The organism is Gluconacetobacter sp. (genome assembly GCF_047721585.1).
GTDB classification, from domain to species: domain Bacteria; phylum Pseudomonadota; class Alphaproteobacteria; order Acetobacterales; family Acetobacteraceae; genus Gluconacetobacter; species Gluconacetobacter dulcium.
The window spans coordinates 1-3,193 of sequence record NZ_JBDNXE010000224.1 but is presented as its reverse complement, the minus strand read 5'-3'; the positions used below and the strand labels follow the sequence as shown (position 1 = coordinate 3,193).

4 protein-coding genes are annotated in these 3,193 nt (G+C 67.8%); 1 reads left to right on the top strand and 3 read right to left on the bottom strand.

What is annotated here, in order from left to right; translation table 11 throughout:
* The 3 genes from ABF821_RS20490 to ABF821_RS20480 all read right to left on the bottom strand — a co-directional run.
* Positions 1-338, bottom strand: a 338-nt coding sequence (locus ABF821_RS20490) for an ATP-binding cassette domain-containing protein (RefSeq protein ID WP_415531409.1), incomplete at its 3' end; no start/stop codon positions are given.
* 10 nt (positions 339-348) lie between these two features.
* Complete coding sequence (locus tag ABF821_RS20485) at positions 349-1,377, bottom strand: FecCD family ABC transporter permease (protein ID WP_415531408.1); 1,029 nt, start codon at positions 1,375-1,377, stop codon at positions 349-351.
* Positions 1,374-2,306 (bottom strand): heme/hemin ABC transporter substrate-binding protein, encoded by a 933-nt coding sequence (locus ABF821_RS20480; RefSeq protein WP_415531407.1) that lies wholly within the window; start codon positions 2,304-2,306, stop codon positions 1,374-1,376. The genes ABF821_RS20485 and ABF821_RS20480 overlap by 4 nt, the downstream gene beginning before the upstream one ends.
* 268 nt (positions 2,307-2,574) lie before the next feature.
* Here ABF821_RS20480 and bfr point away from each other — a divergent pair, with 268 nt between their 5' ends.
* On the top strand, positions 2,575-3,063 hold the full coding sequence (bfr, locus tag ABF821_RS20475) for a bacterioferritin (RefSeq protein WP_182974091.1): 489 nt from the start codon (positions 2,575-2,577) through the stop codon (positions 3,061-3,063).
* Positions 3,064-3,193: the final 130 nt, after the last annotated feature.

Below are 3,193 nucleotides of genomic sequence, written 5' to 3'. Positions count from 1 at the left end.
GGAGGCATTCGCCGGGCGGGCGGGCATGGGGGGCGGATGCCCAGCCGGACCAGCTCGGCGACCGAAAAGCGGGCGCGCAGGACCGAATCCTGGCCGAGCATCGCCCGTCTTGCCGCCAGTCGTTCCGGTGGCAGGTCGCCGATCGGGGTGCCGTCCAGGCTGACCGTGCCCGAGGTCGGGGCCACGAGCCCGCTGGCCAGCCGCAGCAGCGTGCTTTTTCCCGCGCCGTTCGGCCCGATGACGGCGACGATCTCTCCCGGATGGAGCGTCAGCGACACGGCATCGAGCAGGGGGCGCTCCCTGCCGTGAAGTGACACGGTGTCGAGGCGCAGCGTCATGGGTGCTCCGTCATGACGGGACCTCGACATCGTGGAGGCGGATCAGCAGCCAGACGAAGAGGGGCGCGCCGATGGCGGCCGTGACGACGCCCACCGGTACGTCGGCCGGAATGGCGATGATCCGCGCGATCGTATCGGCCGTCAGCAGCAGAATTGCACCCAGCAATGCGCTGCCGGGCAGGACCAGCCGGTGGTCCGGCCCGGTGACCATCCGCACCAGATGCGGCACCACCACGCCGATAAAACCGATGACGCCGACGAAGGCCACGACAGGGCCGGTGGCAACCGAAACACCGAGCATGGCCAGCCGCTTGGCCCGTTCGACGCGGTAGCCCATCAGCGCCGCGTCGGCCTCGCCCAGCAGCAGGGCGTTCAGGGGGGAGGCGAGGCCGGCCATGAGGATCGCGGCCGCCAGCAGGAAGGGCAGCAGCAGGCCGATGCGTGTCCATGTCGCGCCGGCGAGGCTGCCCATGGTCCAGAAGGTCAGGTCGCGCAGGGCGGTGTCGTTGGCACGGAAGATCAGGATGCCGGTCAGCGCGGCGGCGAAGGCGCCGAGCGCGACGCCGGTGAGGATCACCAGGTTGGTGGAGGTCACGCCCTCGCGGGTCGTGATCAGATAGAGCAGCGCCGTGCTGGCGAGGCTGCCCGCCATGCCGCCGACCGGTACGCCCCAGCGCCCGATGGCGCCGCTGCCCAGCCACGCGCCGCCGGCCACGATGACGATCGCGGCCCCCAGCGCCGCGCCGGACGACACGCCGATCAGCCCCGGATCGGCCAGCGGATTGCGAAACAGCCCCTGCATGACCGCGCCGGAGGTGGCGAGTGCCGCGCCGGTCAGGGCCGCCAGTACCACCCGAGGGGCGCGGATCTGGCTGAGGACCAGCCACGCCACGTCGTCGCGGCCCGCCGAGCCCGGATGCAGCAGCCCGCCGAGGCCGAAGCCGGTGGCGCCGATGGCCAGTGCGGCGATGGCGGTTGCCAGCAGCAGCACCGCCAGGCCGGCCATCGTGGCGCCGAAGCCGGGGCGGCGGATGATCATGCCGGCATCGCGGCGTCGATCATCCGGGCGAGGTCGAGCGCCGCGTCGGGCGTGCGCGGGCCGAAGCCCAGCAGGCGTTCGCCCTCCATGGCGATGATGGCGCCCTTCTGGCCGGCCGGCGTGAGGCGGAAGCCGGGATCGGCGAGCAGGGCGGCGCGCAGGCTGGCGGCGTCCTGTGCCATCGTCAGTACGATATCCGGCCGCAGGGTCAGCAGGGCTTCATCCTCGACGATCTTGTAGCCCTGCATGCCGGCCCCGGCGTTGGTGGCACCGGCCAGCCGGATCACCGCGTCCGCCGCCGTTCCGCTGCCGGCGGCCAGCGGATGGCCGTTGGTCATCCGCATCACGAACAGGATGCGCGGCGCCCGTGGATGGGCGGCCCGCCATGTCGCAAGGGCGCTGAAGCGGGCGTCGATCGCGGCGCTCAGCGCGTCGCCAGCCGCCTTGGCGCCGACCACGCGGGCCAGGAAGCGGGTCCGGTCCCGGATCGCGTCGGTGGAAGGCGTGGACTCCACGAACACCACGGGAACCGAGGACGCAATGAGTTGGTCCATGGCCGTTGGCGGACCCGCGTCGTTCATTGCGAGGATCAGGTCCGGGCGCAGGGACAGCACGCCTTCGGCGGAGATCGCGCGCATGTAGCCGAGGGATTTCTTCTCGCGCAGGGCCTGTGCCGGCCATGTGGACGTGATGTCGACCGCGACGATCCGGTCTGCCGCGCCCAGCGCGTAGAGGGTTTCGGTAATGGTGCCGCCGATGCTGGCAATCCGTCGAGCCGGGCCGATTGTGACGGACCGGCCCCGGCAGTCGGTGATCTTGCCTGCGTCGCTGATGCCTGCCGCCATGGCGGAAAGGGGACAGGCGCCAGCGATCGCCATGATCGCCGCGCGGTGGAACTGTCTGCGGTCGAGAAGGCGGGGCTGTCGCACTGTGTCGTCTCCAGAACGGCGAACCGGTTGTACCGGCACGCAGAATGTCGATTATTCGACTCTATATGAGAATGATTATTATTACAAGTATTGCGCATTCGGGCGACCTTCCGCGACCGCGGGTGCCGCCAATCCGGGGGCTTGTCGCTTGCGAGTGATAATCACATCTATTATCATATTGATATATATGCGTTTTATGTTTGCAATCGGAGCGTGGCCGGGTGTAGTTCAGGGAACGAAGCGTTGCCCCAATCATCGGAGACGGCACATGGCCATCAAAGACCCCAAAGTTATCGAACACCTGAACACGCAGCTCACCAACGAGCTGACGGCGATCAACCAGTATTTCCTGCATGCCCGCACGCTGCGCCACTGGGGCGTTACCCTGCTGGGGAAGAAGGAATACGAGGAATCAATCGAGGAGATGCGTCACGCCGACTGGCTGATCGAGCGCATTCTCTATCTCGGTGGCCTGCCGAACGTGCAGCGGCTGAACACCATCCTGATCGGCCAGAACGTCCAGGAGATCCTGGAATGCGATCTGAAGCTCGAGCAAAAGGCGCTCGACGACCTGCGCGAGGGCATCGCCTACTGCGAGAGCGTGCGCGATTACGTGTCGCGTGACCTTCTTCTGAAGATCCTCGATAACGAGGAAGAGCATGAAGATTTCCTCGACCGTCAGTTCGACCTGATCAAGCTGGTTGGAATCGAACGCTACATTCAGCTGAACTCGGCCCCCGCTCCCGACCAGACCTGAGACCCTGCCTGTAAATGCGCGCTGGTGGCGATCCGGCGCGCGTTTCCTGCGCTCCGGTGCTCACGGCCATTGAGGCCGCTCCGCTCCGGTGCTCGGAAACACACGACGGGCGCGGCCCTGGCGGGCCGCT